Annotated in this window: 16 protein-coding genes and 1 other annotated feature; of the genes, 5 read left to right on the top strand and 11 right to left on the bottom strand. The window is 56.1% G+C overall.

The window, feature by feature from the left end; translation table 11 throughout:
• Positions 1-65: 65 nt before the first annotated feature.
• Together yedF and yedE are read right to left on the bottom strand one after the other, a co-directional pair.
• A complete protein-coding gene (gene yedF / locus BJ885_RS09050) occupies positions 66-299 on the bottom strand; it encodes a sulfurtransferase-like selenium metabolism protein YedF (RefSeq protein WP_003856774.1) in 234 nt (77 codons plus the stop codon).
• A complete protein-coding gene (gene yedE, locus BJ885_RS09045; protein WP_121931750.1) occupies positions 296-1507 on the bottom strand; it encodes a selenium metabolism membrane protein YedE/FdhT in 1212 nt (403 codons plus the stop codon). The genes yedF and yedE overlap by 4 nt, the downstream gene beginning before the upstream one ends.
• 618 nt (positions 1508-2125) lie before the next feature.
• On the opposite strand from yedE, the gene BJ885_RS09040 reads away from it, so the two are divergent.
• The gene (locus BJ885_RS09040; protein ID WP_047647555.1) at positions 2126-2761 is read left to right on the top strand and encodes a response regulator transcription factor; all 636 of its coding nucleotides are present in this window, start codon (positions 2126-2128) and stop codon (positions 2759-2761) included.
• Positions 2762-2894: 133 nt separating this feature from the next.
• Here BJ885_RS09040 and trpA read toward each other — a convergent pair whose 3' ends face one another.
• The 6 genes from trpA to trpL form a co-directional block, all read right to left on the bottom strand.
• A complete protein-coding gene (gene trpA, locus BJ885_RS09030) occupies positions 2895-3704 on the bottom strand; it encodes a tryptophan synthase subunit alpha (RefSeq protein ID WP_029740534.1) in 810 nt (269 codons plus the stop codon).
• Positions 3704-4897 carry a tryptophan synthase subunit beta gene (trpB, locus tag BJ885_RS09025; protein WP_010431806.1) on the bottom strand — a complete coding sequence of 398 codons (1194 nt, stop codon included), beginning with the start codon at positions 4895-4897 and terminating at the stop codon, positions 3704-3706. The genes trpA and trpB overlap by 1 nt, the downstream gene beginning before the upstream one ends.
• Positions 4898-4907: 10 nt before the next feature.
• Positions 4908-6266: a bifunctional indole-3-glycerol-phosphate synthase TrpC/phosphoribosylanthranilate isomerase TrpF gene (trpCF, locus tag BJ885_RS09020; RefSeq protein WP_121931748.1), complete on the bottom strand. Its 1359-nt coding sequence runs from the start codon at positions 6264-6266 to the stop codon at positions 4908-4910.
• Positions 6267-6269: 3 nt separating this feature from the next.
• The gene (gene trpD / locus BJ885_RS09015) at positions 6270-7865 is read right to left on the bottom strand and encodes a bifunctional anthranilate synthase glutamate amidotransferase component TrpG/anthranilate phosphoribosyltransferase TrpD (RefSeq protein WP_121931747.1); all 1596 of its coding nucleotides are present in this window, start codon (positions 7863-7865) and stop codon (positions 6270-6272) included.
• The gene (locus tag BJ885_RS09010) at positions 7865-9427 is read right to left on the bottom strand and encodes an anthranilate synthase component 1 (protein ID WP_121931746.1); all 1563 of its coding nucleotides are present in this window, start codon (positions 9425-9427) and stop codon (positions 7865-7867) included. The genes trpD and BJ885_RS09010 overlap by 1 nt, the downstream gene beginning before the upstream one ends.
• 23 nt (positions 9428-9450) lie before the next feature.
• Positions 9451-9544, bottom strand: a sequence feature (Trp leader region).
• Positions 9521-9565 carry a trp operon leader peptide gene (gene trpL, locus BJ885_RS23570; RefSeq protein WP_106993556.1) on the bottom strand — a complete coding sequence of 15 codons (45 nt, stop codon included), beginning with the start codon at positions 9563-9565 and terminating at the stop codon, positions 9521-9523. Its footprint overlaps the feature before it by 24 nt.
• A gap of 139 nt (positions 9566-9704) precedes the next feature.
• On the opposite strand from trpL, the gene rnm reads away from it, so the two are divergent.
• The 3 genes from rnm to rluB all read left to right on the top strand — a co-directional run bounded on the left by rnm (position 9705) and on the right by rluB (position 12175).
• The gene (gene rnm, locus BJ885_RS09000; protein WP_029740530.1) at positions 9705-10586 is read left to right on the top strand and encodes an RNase RNM; all 882 of its coding nucleotides are present in this window, start codon (positions 9705-9707) and stop codon (positions 10584-10586) included.
• Positions 10583-11203, top strand: a complete 621-nt coding sequence (locus BJ885_RS08995) for an L-threonylcarbamoyladenylate synthase (protein WP_047061018.1) — start codon at positions 10583-10585, stop codon at positions 11201-11203. The genes rnm and BJ885_RS08995 overlap by 4 nt, the downstream gene beginning before the upstream one ends.
• A 96-nt stretch (positions 11204-11299) precedes the next feature.
• Positions 11300-12175 (top strand): 23S rRNA pseudouridine(2605) synthase RluB, encoded by an 876-nt coding sequence (gene rluB / locus BJ885_RS08990; protein ID WP_023312076.1) that lies wholly within the window; start codon positions 11300-11302, stop codon positions 12173-12175.
• 35 nt (positions 12176-12210) lie between these two features.
• Here the strand turns inward: rluB and cobO are convergent, their stop codons facing one another.
• Both cobO and BJ885_RS08980 read right to left on the bottom strand, forming a co-directional pair.
• Entirely contained in the window at positions 12211-12801 is a 591-nt protein-coding gene (gene cobO / locus BJ885_RS08985; RefSeq protein WP_121931745.1) for a cob(I)yrinic acid a,c-diamide adenosyltransferase, read from the bottom strand.
• Positions 12798-13559: a YciK family oxidoreductase gene (locus BJ885_RS08980; protein ID WP_121931744.1), complete on the bottom strand. Its 762-nt coding sequence runs from the start codon at positions 13557-13559 to the stop codon at positions 12798-12800. Before BJ885_RS08980 ends, cobO begins: the two co-directional genes overlap by 4 nt.
• Positions 13560-13810: 251 nt before the next feature.
• Here BJ885_RS08980 and sohB point away from each other — a divergent pair, with 251 nt between their 5' ends.
• Entirely contained in the window at positions 13811-14857 is a 1047-nt protein-coding gene (gene sohB, locus BJ885_RS08975; protein ID WP_029740527.1) for a protease SohB, read from the top strand.
• Between the two features lie 34 nt (positions 14858-14891).
• Here the strand turns inward: sohB and BJ885_RS08970 are convergent, their stop codons facing one another.
• The gene (locus BJ885_RS08970; RefSeq protein WP_023312072.1) at positions 14892-15143 is read right to left on the bottom strand and encodes a YciN family protein; all 252 of its coding nucleotides are present in this window, start codon (positions 15141-15143) and stop codon (positions 14892-14894) included.
• Between the last annotated feature and the right edge of the window lie 235 nt (positions 15144-15378).

Here is a 15378-nt window from a genome sequence, read left to right as displayed (position 1 = left end):
TTTGCCGTGGATCAAGATGTCTTATAATTCAATGCGATAAAGGCCCCTCGCGAGGCCCTTAGCGATCATTTTTGAATCAAATAGCGAATGGTCGGGCCATCCTGCTGGATATCCAGCACCGTGTAGCCGTGGTTTTTCGCATCCAGCGGAATGTTGTTGATGGACTGCGGACAGTCGCTGACCACTTCCAGAATTTCCCCTTTTTTGAGCTGCGGTAGGGCTTCAAGCGTGGCAACAGCCGGATAAGGGCAGGGTTCACCGACCATATCCAGACGGTAATCGGGCACGATCTCTTTCATGCAGCATTCTCCTGGGTTTCTGTTTTAACACTCGCACGACGGAAGAAGCGTTTCTCCTGCGCGACAACCAGTAAAAAAGCGACCAGCAGCAGGGCGTAGGTGACCAGCAGGCCGCCGAGAGGGCCGAAGGTGTTCAGCAGGTTGACCTTGTCCCAACTCGTGGCAAGCGCCGGGGACAGATCGTCCCAGAAGTACGCCAGGACCGTCGAGCCGATAACATTTCCCAGGCCCACCCACCAGTAATGCACCTGACCTTCAACGGCGCGGTACATCCAGCCGGTTTCACACCCGCCAGCCAGCACAATCCCGAAGCCAAACAGCAGGCCGCCAATCACCGCATTAGGACCAGCCCACATGATTTTCGGTTCAACGCCGAGCTGAACATAGCTGAAGATACCGATGGCGCTGACCGCCATCCCGGCGATAATCGCCTTCGCCATCATCGTACGGCCGGTGATCCACATATCGCGAAACGCGGAGGTAAAGCAGATCTGCGCGCGTTCAATGAGCAGGCCAAAACCCACGCCGAACAGCATCGCCAGGCCGAGTTTGGGCTGATTCATCGCAGTGCAAAGCGCCCAGGCGACCATAGCCAAAAAGACCAGCATACCGAGGCGGAAACGACGACGCGCCTGGTCTGGCTTCTGGGTTAACGGTGACGCTGCGCTGACTTTTGTCATTTTCACCGGAATGCGGAACAGCGGCAGCAGGGTGAATTTTGCGCCAAAGTAAGAGCCGATGGCCGTGGCGACAGCAAAGAACCAGGCGTGAAGCGAAAACTGAGGAATCCCCGTAAAGAAAGCGGCCAGGTTACAGCCCATCGCCAGACGGGCGCCAAACCCGGCAATGATACCGCCGACCACCGCCTGCATTATGCGAATACGGCTTTTGGGCATCCGCAACTTAACGTTGTTTGCCCACAGCGCCGCTGCGAAACAGCCGCCGAACATGCCGATGATCATCATCCCGTCGATGCGGGTAAGCGGCGTGCCGTCCAGATGAATGAGTTTAAAGTAACCCCACTCTTCGGTATGCACGCCAGCGAGCTGTAGCAATTGACCACCCCAGCGGGTGAACTCGCCGGTCACGGCCCAGAAGGTGCTGGTGATGCCGAAATAGTAGGTAGAGAGAATGCCTGCCGCGATAACGGCCGGAACAGGTGACCAGAACTTAACCAGGTAAGTCTGTTTGAAGGCGTGCCATGACATGAATAAGCCTCTGAACTCAGAAGGTGTAAGTGAATTTAACGGACTGGAATATATATCTTTTTCGTTTGCCTCAAAACCTCTCCAAACCTTTTCTCCAAAATACCGCCTCTTTTTATGACCTCAGTCATTAAACCGTGCTGCGTTTGGATTCTCGGCACGGCTGCGGAATTCAGAGCAGCAAGAGCCGTTGATATACCCGATGCTCTGACAGAGACTCTGGCTGGAGTGCGGGTGGATCCTGAATCGGCGTTAATACCAAAAACGCACTCTTATTCAGCTTAACCACCTTGCAGATATAAAAACTGCACCTTAAAACGACAAAGCTAAGATAATTTCCGCGATATGAGTCAAATATCCAAAAGGGTTTGCTTGAAGGATGCGTTTTAACAGTACCGCTGCTCAAAAACGACTTTTATATGTATCTTTTTTTCAGAATATCCTCATGCTAATTGCCTTTGCTAAATTAGAATATTCGCATACGGATTGTTAGTCTTTGATTTTATTACTTCAGGTTATTAAACGATATCAGACATAGAGGCTGGCAATCCTAAAATTTTTTGTGAATGGACGCCTCCGTTCGTATTATGTACGTCGAAGGCCTGGTGAGGAGAGAGTGATATGGAAGATGTTGTTTATGTTATCGATGATGATGATGCATATAGGCTGTATGTGGTTAAATTGTTAATGGCGAAAGGTTATCAAACTTTTGACTTCAAAAATGCCGAAGAATTTCTCTCCTGCCCCATAGTTGATCATCCCTCATGCTTAATACTTGAAATTAACACCTCAGACACTAACGGTTTCGATGTGATAGAGGCCCTGAAGGAACGTGGCTGTACAATACCGATAATTATCCTGACTATGACCAACTCTATCCCACTCTGCGTACAAGCGATGAAAGCAGGCGTTCGGGACTTTTTGACTAAGCCCGTCGAACCGGAACAACTTATCAATGTCGTGAAAGATGTGCTAATCGAAGCGACCAATAATTTTTTAGAGCAGCAAAGAATATTCGAGCTTTGTAAAAACTATCAGGCATTGACACGGCGCGAGAAGCAGACCTTTGAGTTGGCGATTAACGGCCTGCAAAACAAACAAATTGCGTCTGAACTGGGCATATCAGAAATTACCGTGAAGGTCCATCGACGTCGGGTTATGGATAAAATGCAGGTTCGTACTTTAGCTGATTTGGTCCATGCCGCCGGTACTTTACAAATTGGTAAGTCCCGATGTCCGCCCCGGAAACGTTATTAATAAAGCATAATTGAAGCATTCATCATTACTGGCCTGTCAATTGCGTTCTTAAATAGCAGCCCGCACGTCAGAAGCATGAAGAGTGATAACCAGGAAGGGGAACCGTCTGGCAGGAAGCCAGACGGTAGAGAGGTTATGCTTTACGCGTCGCCGCTTTCATTGCGGTCACAAACGCTTTCAGCTCAGCCAGCATCTGCTCTGGCTTGTCCACGTTCTTTTCGATGATCTTCACAATCGCGGAGCCGGAGATGGCGCCAGCCGCCTTAGCATCAATTGCTGCGGTTACCTGATCCGGGGATGAAATCCCGAACCCCTGCAGCGGAGGCGCGGCATGGTACTCGGCCAGCTTCTCCACCAGATGATGCAGAGGCAACGCCGCTTTATTCTCGGCACCGGTCACGCCCGCGCGGGAGAGCAGGTAGGTATACCCGCGTCCGTAAGAGGCAATCTGGCGCAGCAGTGCGTCATCGGCGTTCGGCGGGCAGATGAAAATCGGGGCGACGTTATGACGCATCGCCGCCTGACGGAATGGCGCAGACTCCTCAACCGGCACGTCTGCCACCAGAACGGAGTCGACGCCTACGCGCGCGCACTCGGCATAGAACTCATCAATACCGCGGTTAAAGACCAGGTTGGCGTACATCAGCAGGCCGATCGGAATGGTCGGGTGCTTCTGGCGAATCGCCGCCAGCATCTCGAAGCACTGGGTCGGCGTCACGCCGGATGCGAATGCGCGCAGCGTCGCGTTCTGGATGGTCGGGCCATCCGCCAGCGGATCGGAGAACGGAATACCCAGCTCCAGCGCGTCGGCGCCGGCTTCAATCAGGGTGTCGATAATCTTCAGCGACTGTTCCGGGCCCGGATCGCCCAGGGTGACGAAGGGAACGAACGCGCCTTCCTGGCGGGATTTCAGCTCTGCAAATACGTTATCGTAGCGTTCCATCAGATTTCCCCTCGTGCTTTCAGAATATCGTGAACGGTGAAGATATCTTTGTCACCGCGTCCGGAAAGGTTCACCACCAGCAGCTGTTCTTTTTCCGGGTTTTCTTTAATCATTTTCAGCGCATGCGCCAGCGCGTGCGAAGACTCCAGCGCCGGGATGATCCCTTCGCTGCGGCACAGCGTTTTAAAGGCTTCCAGCGCTTCGTCATCGGTAATGGAGACATAGTCCGCGCGGCCGGTGCTGTTCAGATACGCATGCTGCGGCCCGACGGACGGGAAGTCGAGGCCGGCAGAAATAGAGTAAGACTCTTCAATCTGACCTTCATCTGTTTGCATCATCGGGGATTTCATTCCGAAGTAGATCCCCACGCGGCCATGCTTCAGCGGCGCGCCGTGTTCACCCGATTCAATGCCGTGACCGGCTGGCTCGACACCAATCAGACCGACGCTGGTGTCGTCGATAAAGTCTGCGAACATGCCGATGGCGTTAGACCCGCCGCCAACGCAGGCGATCACCGCATCCGGCAGGCGACCCTCTTTTTCAAGGATCTGCGCTTTGGTCTCTTCACCGATCATGCGCTGGAATTCGCGCACGATAGTCGGGAACGGGTGCGGGCCCGCCGCGGTACCGAGCATATAGTGTGCGGTGTCATAGCTGCCAGACCAGTCGCGCAGCGCTTCGTTACAGGCGTCTTTCAGCGTCGCGGAGCCGCTGTGCACCGGGATCACTTCTGCTCCCATCAGACGCATACGGAAGACGTTCGGAGACTGACGCTCAACGTCTTTCGCTCCCATATAGATGCGGCATTTCAGACCGAGCAGGGCGCTGGCAAGCGCGGAGGCCACGCCGTGCTGGCCTGCACCGGTTTCGGCGATGATTTCGGTTTTGCCCATACGCTTCGCAAGCAGCGCCTGGCCCAGCACCTGGTTAGTTTTATGTGCGCCGCCGTGCAGCAGGTCTTCACGCTTCAGATACAGCGTGGTTTTGGTGCCTTCCGTCAGGTTGCGGCATTTAGTCAGCGCGGTCGGACGACCGGCGTAATTTTTCAGCAGGTCGGTAAATTCAGCCTGAAACGCCGGATCTTTCTGCGCGCTGACAAACGCTTCTTCCAGCTGGCGCAGCGCGGGCATCAGGATTTGCGGGACGTACATCCCGCCGAACTCACCAAAATACGGGTTAAGTAATGTCGTCATCTTCTCTTCCTTAATATGCACGCAGAGTTTTAAAAACCGAGGCCAGCTTGCTGGCATCTTTGATACCCGGTTGGGACTCTACGCCTGAATTGAAATCGAGGCCTGCGCAGCCGGTTTTAGCGGCTTCTACGCAGTTATCCGGGCTTAATCCGCCCGCCAGCAGGACGTTGTCCAGCTTTTCGCCGTTCAGCAGCGACCAGTCAAAACGCTGGCCGGTACCGCCCTGGCCGTTATCGAGGACGTATTTATCCACATGGTTCAGGTTACGCGAAGGCAACGTATCGCCAACGCTTTGTGCTTTCCAGATCTGCACCTGTGGTGCCAGCGCGGCGCGCAGGGCATCGATGTAGCTCTGGTCTTCATCGCCGTGGAGCTGCACCGCGCTCAGGGATAACGCGTCGGCTTTGGCCGCAACGTCTGCAATATCTGCGTTGCGGAAAACGCCCACGTAGCTGAGAGGAGCCGCTGCGATGACCTTACGCGCCTGCTCTTCGCTGACCGCGCGTGGAGAGGAGTCCACAAAGATCAGCCCGCCGTAAATCGCCCCGGCTTCATACGCGGCCTGGGCATCCTGTACGCGGGTTAAGCCGCAGACTTTGTTTTCACCCAGCAGCACGCGACGCACGGCCGCATTGAGATCGTCATGCTCCATCATGGCGGAGCCAATCAGGAAACCGTTGGCGAAGTGGCTTAGCTCGCGCACCTGAGCGTAGCTGTTAATGCCGGATTCGCTGATCACCGTGACGCCAGACCCCAGACGCGGCGCCAGCTGACGCGTACGGTTAAGATCAATGGACAGGTCGCGCAGATCGCGGTTGTTAATGCCGACCACTTTGGCTTCCAGCGCAATCGCGCGCTCCAGCTCCTCTTCGTTGCTCACTTCGGTCAGTACGCCCATGTTCAGGCTGTGCGCCACGGCGGAAAGCTGGCGATACTGCTCGTCGTCGAGCACCGAGAGCATCAGCAGGCAGGCGTCGGCCTGGTAAAAGCGCGCCAGCCAGATCTGATACGGGTCGATAATAAAGTCTTTGCACAGGATCGGCTGCGGCGCGATGCTGCTGACGATCGGCAGAAAGTCGAAGCTGCCCTGAAAATATTTCTCATCCGTCAGCACGGAGATGGCTGAAGCATGATGCTTATAAATGCCGGCAATACGCGCCGGGTCGAAATCGTCACGAATAACGCCTTTGGACGGGGACGCTTTTTTGCACTCAAGAATAAACGCGGTGCGAGTACCCCGCAGGGCGTCATAGAAACGACGGCTGCTCGGGACGACGTCATTCTGGAAACTGGCAAGCGGCTGCTGTTGCTTGCGGGCTTCCACCCAGATGGCCTTATCGGCAACGATTTTCGCTAAAACGGTCTGCATTCTTTACCCTCTTGCCGCAAGTGCGGTAACGCGATCGTAAGCTGCACCGGAGCGCAGTACATCCAGAACTTTTTGAACGTTGGCCTTCAGGTCTTCCTCACCGTGCAAACGCATCAGCATGGCGACGTTGGCAGCAACGGCGGCCTCATGGGCGACCTCTCCTTTACCTTGTAATAAGCGAGTCAGAATGTCACGGTTTTCTTCCGGCGTACCGCCTGCCAGCGCTTCCTGATGGTATGGCGCAAGGCCGAAGTCGGCAGCCTCCAGCTGATAGCTGAGGATTTCACCGTCGCGCAGTTCGGCAACCAGCGTCGGGGCATGAAGAGAAACCTCATCCATACCTCCGCTGTGCACCACGGCGGCACGTTGATAACCCAGCACGCGCAGCGTCTCGGCAATCGGCAGAACCAGCTCAGGGCTGTAAACGCCAATCAGCGCCAGCGGCGGATGAGCCGGGTTGATCAGCGGGCCGAGCACGTTAAACAGCGTGCGGGTTTTGAGCTGCTGACGAACCGGCATCGCGTGGCGGAAACCGGTGTGGTACTTCGGCGCAAACAGGAAGCAGACGCCCAGGTCATCCAGCGCTTCGCGGGAACGCTCGGCGTTCATATCGAGGTTAATACCGAATGCGGCGAGCAGATCGGAAGAACCTGACCGGCTGGAAACGCTGCGGTTACCATGCTTCGCGACCTTCATACCGCACGCCGCCGCCACGAAGGCGCTGGCGGTGGAGATATTGATGCTGTTACTGCCGTCACCGCCGGTACCGACAATATCGGCAAACTGATAGTCCGGGCGCGGGAACGGGGCGGCATTTTCCAGCAGGGCCGTGGCGGCACCGGCAATCTCCTGCGGGCTTTCGCCGCGCACCTTCATGCTCACCAGCGCGGCTGCAAGCTGCTCAGGCTTCAGCTCGCCGCGAACCACGGCGGAGAAGAGCTGATGGCTCTCCTGCTGGCTCAGGGTCTGCGCCTGGTACAGTTTTTCCAGAATCGGCTGCAGGGTGTTGGTCTGCTCCAGCTTCTGTAACGCCCAGTCGAGAGTCTGCTCCAGCAGGCGGGCGCCGTGGGAGGTCAGGATCGATTCCGGGTGGAACTGCAGGCCGCAGACGCGGTCCGCATCGTGGCGCACCGCCATCACCATGCCTTCAAACGAGGCGTTGATCGTCAGCCCGGCGGGAATATTGCTGCCAACCAGCGAGTGATAGCGCGCGACCGGGAGCGGGTTCGGCAGCCCTGCAAACATCGCCTGGCCGTCATGTTCAATGCTGGACGCTTTACCGTGCAGGATCTCACCCGCCTGGCCAACGTAGCCGCCATAGGCTTCAACGATCGCCTGATGGCCGAGGCAGATGCCGACGATCGGCAGCTTGCCGCGCATGCGGGTCAGCAGCTCCGGCATACAGCCCGCTTCGCTCGGCGCGCCTGGCCCCGGGGAGAGCATCAGCACCGGGTTTTGCATGGTGGCCAGACGGTCAATCAGGGTCTGCGCCGGAACGTGGTTGCGGTAGATAACAACGTTGTGGCCATTCGCACGCAGCTGATCTGCCAGGTTATAGGTAAAGGAGTCGATATTATCGAGCAGCAGAATGTCAGCCATCAGAAAATCTCCTGTGCATGGTGTGCGGTAGCAATGGCGCGAAGGACCGCACGGGCTTTACTGCGCGTTTCGTCAGCTTCAGACTGCGGAACAGAATCAAGAACAATCCCGGCACCCGCCTGGACGGTGGCGATACCGTCTTCGACATAGGCGGAGCGGATTACGATGCAGGTATCGAGATCGCCGTGGGCGGTGAAGTAGCCCACCGCGCCGCCGTAGCTGCCGCGACGGCGTCCTTCGGCGGCGGCAATCAGCTGCATGGCGCGCACTTTCGGCGCGCCGCTGAGGGTGCCCATGTTCATACAGGCGCGGTAGGCGTGCAGCACGTCGAGGTCATGGCGCAGCTCGCCGACCACTCGGGAGACGAGGTGCATCACGAACGAATAGCGGTCGACTTTGGTCAGGTCCGCCACGTAGCGGCTGCCTGGGGTGCAAATGCGTGCCAGATCGTTACGCGCCAGGTCAACCAGCATCAGGTGCTCGGAGAGTTCTTTGTGGTCGGTACGCATCTCCAGTTCGATGCGGCTGTCCAGATCGCGGTCCAGGGAACCGTCGGCGCGACGCCCGCGCGGACGGGTACCGGCAATCGGGTAGATCTCAATCTGACGGCTGGTGGCGTCGTATTTCAGCGAGCTTTCCGGCGAGGCGCCGAACAGCGTGAATTCGTTGTCCTGCATGAAAAACATGTACGGGCTTGGGTTACTCTTTTTCAGCACGTCGTAGGCTGCGAGCGGCGACGGGCAGGGCAGTGAGAAGCGACGGGACGGCACGACCTGGAAAATTTCCCCGGCGCGAATCGCTTTTTGCATCTGGCGAACCACGGCGCCGTACTGATCGTCAGTCTGGTTAACGTCGCAGGTCATTTTCTCCACGCGCTGCACCGGCAGCGCAGGCGGTGCTTCCGTCATCTGATGCTGCAGCTGAGCGATGCGGTGCTCAAGACGGTTTTTCTCAGCGGGAGAGGGCGTGAACAGACTTGCCTGGATGCGTGTGTATTGCTTCTGGTGGTCGATCACCAGCAGCGTTTCAGCCAGATAGAAGCAATAGTCCGGGCAGCGATTACCCTGTTCGGTTTCCGGCAAATCTTCAAATCCGGCGACCAGGTCATAAGCAAACAGCCCCCCAAAGAACATCGCCTCACGCTCGTCTTCCGGCACGGTGACCAGGTTCTGCAGCAGGCGGAAGGCATCGAAAACGGACAGGGAGCAGAGGCGCGCGTCTTCGTCCAGCAGCTGGCTCACCGGCGGGAAATGCAGAATACGCATTTCTGGATGACGTTCATTTTCAATGCCTGACGGCAGGGCGGCATCCAGCAGCGGCAGCAGTGATGCGCCATTGTCAGACAAAGCCTTGATGGTGACAGTGTCACCTAAAGCGGTAATGCGCAGCGCGCTGTCGACCAGCAGCAGGCTCTTGAGATCGTCCTTGCTGTCGATATCCGCAGACTCCAGCAGCAGCGTTGCCGGGCGAGCCCCGCACACCTGATGAAACAGCGCGGTCGGGTTGTGGCGATAGGCCGCCTCGCAGGTCAGCAGTTCGAGATGAGGTTTGGCTGTTTGCATGTTGTTGTTCTCATATTTTGTTCAAAAAAAAGCCCGCTGGGTAGCGGGCGGGTATCTGTTTGCATTTCGCAGACGCGTGACACTGCCCGAAGATCAGGAAGTGCGCCACCAGCCGTGTAGAGTGAAATGTGCTGTCATTTTCAGATACCTTTCTCGTGTGAACTTGCGTACTAGTTAACTAGTTCGATGGCAAGTTGTCAACCCTTGATTTCAGAATTTCGCGTTAAGTCGGTATCATGGTGTTTTCGGATGTCTCCAACCTGTTATGGGAAGTGCTTTGAGCGATACCACCTACGCCATTATTTATGATTTACACAGCCATACTCAGGCCTCTGATGGCCTGCTGACACCCGAAGCCCTGGTTCATCGCGCCGTTGAAATGCGCGTCGGCACGCTGGCGATAACCGATCACGATACCACTGATGCCATTCCGGCGGCGCGCGCCGAGATTGCCCGCAGCGGGCTGGCGCTGAATCTGGTGTCCGGCGTCGAGATCTCGACCGTCTGGGAAAACCATGAGATTCATATTGTTGGCCTGAACATCGATATAGACCATCCGGCACTTACGGCATTTTTGCAAGAACAAAAAACGCGCCGCAATCAGCGCGCAGAGATGATAGGCGAGCGTCTGGAAAAGGCACATATTCCGGGCGCGCTGGAAGGCGCGCAAAAGATGGCGAACGGCGGGGCGGTTACCCGCGGTCATTTCGCCCGTTTTCTGGTCGACGCGGGCAAAGCGACGAACATGGCCGACGTCTTTAAAAAGTATCTGGCACGCGGTAAAACCGGATACGTTCCGCCACAGTGGTGTACAATAAAACAAGCTATTGATGTGATTCATCATTCTGGCGGTAAGGCCGTGCTGGCCCATCCGGGGCGGTATAATCTTTCTGCTAAATGGCTGAAAAGGCTGCTGGCACACTTTGCCGAATGCGGTGGCGAGGCGATGGAAGTCGCCCAGTGTCAGCAGGCACCCAACGAGCGCGCGCAGCTCGCGACCTATGCCCGTCAGTTCGGCCTGCTTGGTTCACAGGGCTCTGATTTCCATCAGCCCTGCGCGTGGATCGAACTGGGGCGCAAGCTCTGGTTGCCCGCTGGCGTTGAGCCGGTCTGGCAGCTCTGGGAACAGCCGCAGCAAATTGAAGAGAGGGAAGTATGAGTCAGTTTTTCTATATCCATCCGGATAACCCGCAGCCACGTCTGATCAACCAGGCCGTGGAGATCGTCCGCAAAGGCGGCGTGATTGTCTACCCGACCGATTCAGGCTACGCGCTGGGCTGTAAAATTGAAGATAAAGGGGCAATGGAGCGCATTTGCCGTATTCGTCAGCTGCCGGACGGCCATAACTTTACCCTGATGTGCCGCGATCTCTCTGAGCTGTCGACCTATGCGTATGTCGATAACGTGGCGTTTCGCCTGATTAAGAACAACACGCCGGGTAACTACACCTTCATCCTGAAGGGCACGAAGGAAGTACCGCGTCGTCTGCTGCAGGAGAAACGCAAAACCATCGGCATGCGCGTGCCGTCGAACCCGATTGCGCAGGCGCTGCTGGAAACCCTCGGCGAACCGATGCTTTCTACCTCGCTGATGCTGCCCGGAAGTGAGTTTACCGAGTCCGATCCGGAAGAGATCAAAGATCGTCTGGAGAAGTTGGTCGAGCTGATTATTCACGGCGGCTATCTCGGCCAGCAGCCGACCACCGTGGTCGACTTAACCGAAGATGCACCGGAAGTGATTCGTGAAGGCGTGGGTGACGTAAAGCCTTTCTTGTAAAGGTATAAGCAGATATACTACGCGGCCATCAAAGCAGGGCTCAGCCCTCTTTTGACCTGATTCGACGCCTGTGAAGGCGACACCTGAGGAAGCTCAATGAGCGAGAAGTTACAGAAAGTGCTGGCGCGTGCCGGCCACGGCTCACGCCGTGAAATCGAAGCCATTATTGAAGCGGGCCGCGTGAGTGTGGACGGTAAAATCGCCACGCTGGGTGACCGCGTTGAAATCGTACCGGGGCTGAAGATCCGCATCGACGGTCACCTCATCTCCGTGAAAGAGTCCGCTGAACAGATCTGCCGCGTACTGGCTTACTACAAGCCGGAAGGCGAGCTGTGCACCCGCAACGACCCGGAAGGTCGTCCGACGGTGTTTGACCGTCTGCCTAAACTGCGCGGCGCTCGCTGGATTGCCGTCGGTCGTCTGGACGTAAACACCTGCGGTCTGCTGCTGTTCACCACCGATGGTGAACTGGCAAACCGTCTGATGCACCCAAGCCGTGAAGTGGAACGTGAATACGCGGTGCGCGTATTTGGCCAGGTTGATGAGAATAAACTGCGCGATCTGTCGCGTGGCGTTCAGCTGGAAGACGGTCCTGCGGCGTTCAAAACCATCAAATTTACCGGTGGGGAAGGCATTAACCAGTGGTACAACGTGACCCTGACCGAAGGCCGTAACCGCGAGGTGCGTCGTCTCTGGGAAGCGGTAGGCGTCCAGGTGAGCCGTCTGATCCGCGTCCGTTACGGCGACATTCTGCTGCCGAAAGGTCTGCCGCGCGGTGGTTATACCGAACTGGATCTGACCCAAACCAACTACCTGCGCGAGCTTGTCGGCCTGACGCCGGAAACCACCTCAAAAGTGGCGGTGGAGAAAGATCGTCGTCGCATGAAGGCGAATCAGATCCGTCGCGCGGTGAAGCGACACAGCCAGGTGAGCAGCAGCCGCCGCTCCGGCAGCCGTAACAACAACGGTTAATACAAAAGCCCGGTGAACACACCGGGTTTTTTTCTTTAGTAATCAATTCCAATTTGCGCTTTGATGCCCGCATCAAACGCATGTTTGACCGGACGCAGCTCGCTGACGGTATCGGCCATCTCCAGAATATCCCGATGACACCCGCGCCCCGTGACGATAACCGTCTGGTGTACAGGACGATTCTTCAGAGCATCCAGCACGGCTTCCAGCGGCAGGTAGTCGTAGGCGACCATATAGGTGATCTCATCCAGCAGAACCATATTCAGCGAGCGATCGGCCAGCATTCTCTTTGCATGCTCCCAGACGGCGAGACAGGCTGCAGTATCCGTTTCCCGGTTCTGAGTATCCCACGTAAACCCGGTCGCCATTACCTGAAACTCAACGCCGTGAGGCTCAAGCAAATTCCGCTCACCGTTGGGCCATTCGCCTTTGATAAACTGGATCACGCCCACTTTTTGACCGTGTCCGACGGCGCGTGTCGCCGTGCCGAATGCGGCAGTGGTTTTGCCCTTGCCGTTGCCGGTAAAAACGATGACGATCCCACGTTCGTCCTGGGCTGCCGCGACGCGCGCATCGACCTGTTCTTTCAGACGCTGCTGGCGCTGCTGATGACGTTCTTCACTCATTGAGAAATTCCTGGTTTACGTCCCGGCTGGGCGTCAAAGGTCATCCCGGTTTTGCGGCGGCTGTCGTCGCCCATCAGCCAGAGATAGAGCGGCATAATGTCTGCCGGGGTTTTCAGCTTCTGCGGATCTTCGCTCGGGAACGCGCTGGCGCGCATTTTGGTGCGCGTACCGCCCGGGTTAATGCAGTTTACGCGCAGATGGCGGCTCTGATACTCCTCCGCCAGCACCTGCATCATGCCTTCGGTCGCGAATTTTGATACGGCATAGGCTCCCCAGTTTGCGCGTCCTTCACGACCAACGCTGGACGAGGTAAAGACCAGGGACCCTGACTCGGATTTGAGTAATAAAGGAAGCAATGCCTGTGTGAGGAAAAACGTGCCGTTGACGTTGACCTGCATCACCTGCTGCCAGATATCAGGATCCTGTTCATCCATCGGACGAACCTCGCCTAACAAACCGGCGTTATGCAGCACGCCGTCGAGTCTCGGATAGTGAGCGCTGATGCGCTGGGCTAATTCCTGGCACACCGCAGGCGTGCAGGTCAGTAAATCGAGCGTATACCACGGGGCCGGCGTGCCGCATGCAGCCTCAATCTCCTGAGCGACGCTTTTCAGTTTTTCTTCGTTGCGCCCGATCAAAATGACGTGCGCGCCATATTCGGCGTATGTCAGGGCTGCCTCGCGGCCAATCCCGTCGCTGGCACCGGTGACAAGAATAATCCGGTTGTGCAGCAGATTTTTTTGCGGTTGATAATGCACGGTGACTCCTCAGGCGACCGGTGATGCAATGGCGCCTTTATAATGACTTTTCGGCTTTATGCCCGAATTAGCCTAATAATTCAATCAGTCTACAGGACGCATTACTGTAAAATTAACAATTTGCAAATATTTAAACTCCAGCCCGGGGATTCCTGAAGGCGGCTCGCAGAGGTAATGTCACGAACGAGACGCATGGGCAGGGCTGTTGTACACTGCCGTGAAAGATTCGTGGTTAAATCAAGGTGGAACGCGTGGAATTACTTTCTCAATATGGGTTGTTTTTGGCCAAAATCGCGACGGTGGTGGTTGCCATTGCGGTGGTAGCCGTTCTGATTGTCAACCTGACGCAGCGCAAGCGTCAGCGTGGGGAGTTACGCATCACCCGCCTGAGCGAGCAGTATAAAGAGATGCAGGAAGAGATGTCTCTGGCGCTGCTTGATAGTCATCAACAGAAACTCTGGCTGAAAGCGCAGAAGAAAAAGCATAAACAGGAAGCCAAAGCGGCAAAGGCAAAAGCAAAGCTCAATGCGCCGCAGGATAAGGCCACGCCGCGCGTCTATGTGCTCGATTTTAAAGGCAGTATGGATGCGCATGAAGTGTCTTCTCTGCGGGAAGAAGTGACTGCCGTTCTGGCCGTGGCGACACCGCAGGATCAGGTTGTCGTGCGTCTTGAAAGCCCGGGCGGGGTGGTTCACGGTTACGGACTGGCCGCCTCACAGCTGCAGCGCCTGCGTGAAAAACAGATCCCGCTGACCGTGGCCGTGGATAAAGTGGCGGCGAGCGGTGGCTACATGATGGCCTGCGTGGCGGACAAAATTGTTGCCGCGCCGTTCTCCATTATTGGCTCGATCGGCGTGGTCGCGCAAATTCCGAACTTTAACCGCTTCCTGAAAAATAAAGAGATTGATATCGAACTTCACACGGCGGGTCAGTACAAACGTACCCTGACGCTGCTGGGGGAAAACACGGAAGAAGGGCGTCAAAAATTCCGCGAAGATCTCAACGAAACGCATCATCTCTTTAAAGATTTTGTACACCGTATGCGCCCAACGCTCGATATTGAACAGGTCGCGACGGGCGAGCACTGGTACGGCGTCCAGGCGCAGGAGAAAGGGCTGGTGGATGAGGTCGGAACCAGCGACGATCTGCTGCTCAATCTAATGGAAGGCCGGGAGCTGGTGGGCGTGCGTTTTACCCAGCGTAAGCGACTCCTTGACCGCTTTACAAACAGTGCAGCGGAAAGCGCGGATCGTCTGCTGCTGCGCTGGCTACAGCGCGGACAAAAACCGCTGCTGTAAACAAAAACGCGAGGCATATGCCTCGCGTTTTGCGTTAATCGACCAGGTGATATTTCTCTGAAAGCGTATGCGCCAGGTATTTGAACATGTTAAACACGGCGGTGCTTTTCGGGGTCGGTAAACCCTGTTCGTCAAGGAAGTATTCGCCGCTGAAAATCAGCACGCCATTACGCTGCTCTACGCCAGTGGCTTCAATGCCCGCCAGCGTATCTTCATGGTCACGGATAAGCTTGTTTGCTTCGATAAGCAGAGAGGCTCGGTCAATAGGTTGGGTCGTATTCTGCATAATCCACTCCTTAAACAGTGACAATAGTCTACGCCGAGGGCGCTTTGGGGGCAAATTTTCCCTGTAATGTGAGGGGATAAGGTGCAGGGGCCTGGCTGGCGGGATCTGCTTTTGCATGCTAATAAAGTTGCGTAACGAATTTTATCAGGTAGAGTGTGCGCTTTCGTCATTCTGGCAATAGAATTGCTTGACATTCAACCGGGAATTCGTCACGAATTACACGAGATGTGAGAAA

It is taken from the genome of Enterobacter sp. WP_7_1 (genome assembly GCF_003688535.1).
Classification (GTDB): Bacteria; Pseudomonadota; Gammaproteobacteria; order Enterobacterales; family Enterobacteriaceae; genus Enterobacter; species Enterobacter asburiae.
This window is presented reverse-complemented; position numbering and strand designations above follow the sequence as displayed.

What these genes read in the sequence shown, in the direction of transcription:
- yedF (WP_003856774.1), bottom strand. Translation starts at nt 299, where the DNA reads ATGAAAGAGATCGTGCCCGATTACCGTCTGGATATGGTCGGTGAACCC.
- yedE (WP_121931750.1), bottom strand. Translation starts at nt 1,507, where the DNA reads ATGTCATGGCACGCCTTCAAACAGACTTACCTGGTTAAGTTCTGGTCA.
- BJ885_RS09040 (WP_047647555.1), top strand. Translation starts at nt 2,126, where the DNA reads ATGGAAGATGTTGTTTATGTTATCGATGATGATGATGCATATAGGCTG.
- trpA (WP_029740534.1), bottom strand. Translation starts at nt 3,704, where the DNA reads ATGGAACGCTACGATAACGTATTTGCAGAGCTGAAATCCCGCCAGGAA.
- trpB (WP_010431806.1), bottom strand. Translation starts at nt 4,897, where the DNA reads ATGACGACATTACTTAACCCGTATTTTGGTGAGTTCGGCGGGATGTAC.
- trpCF (WP_121931748.1), bottom strand. Translation starts at nt 6,266, where the DNA reads ATGCAGACCGTTTTAGCGAAAATCGTTGCCGATAAGGCCATCTGGGTG.
- trpD (WP_121931747.1), bottom strand. Translation starts at nt 7,865, where the DNA reads ATGGCTGACATTCTGCTGCTCGATAATATCGACTCCTTTACCTATAAC.
- BJ885_RS09010 (WP_121931746.1), bottom strand. Translation starts at nt 9,427, where the DNA reads ATGCAAACAGCCAAACCTCATCTCGAACTGCTGACCTGCGAGGCGGCC.
- BJ885_RS08995 (WP_047061018.1), top strand. Translation starts at nt 10,583, where the DNA reads ATGAGTCAGTTTTTCTATATCCATCCGGATAACCCGCAGCCACGTCTG.
- rluB (WP_023312076.1), top strand. Translation starts at nt 11,300, where the DNA reads ATGAGCGAGAAGTTACAGAAAGTGCTGGCGCGTGCCGGCCACGGCTCA.
- cobO (WP_121931745.1), bottom strand. Translation starts at nt 12,801, where the DNA reads ATGAGTGAAGAACGTCATCAGCAGCGCCAGCAGCGTCTGAAAGAACAG.
- BJ885_RS08970 (WP_023312072.1), bottom strand. Translation starts at nt 15,143, where the DNA reads ATGCAGAATACGACCCAACCTATTGACCGAGCCTCTCTGCTTATCGAA.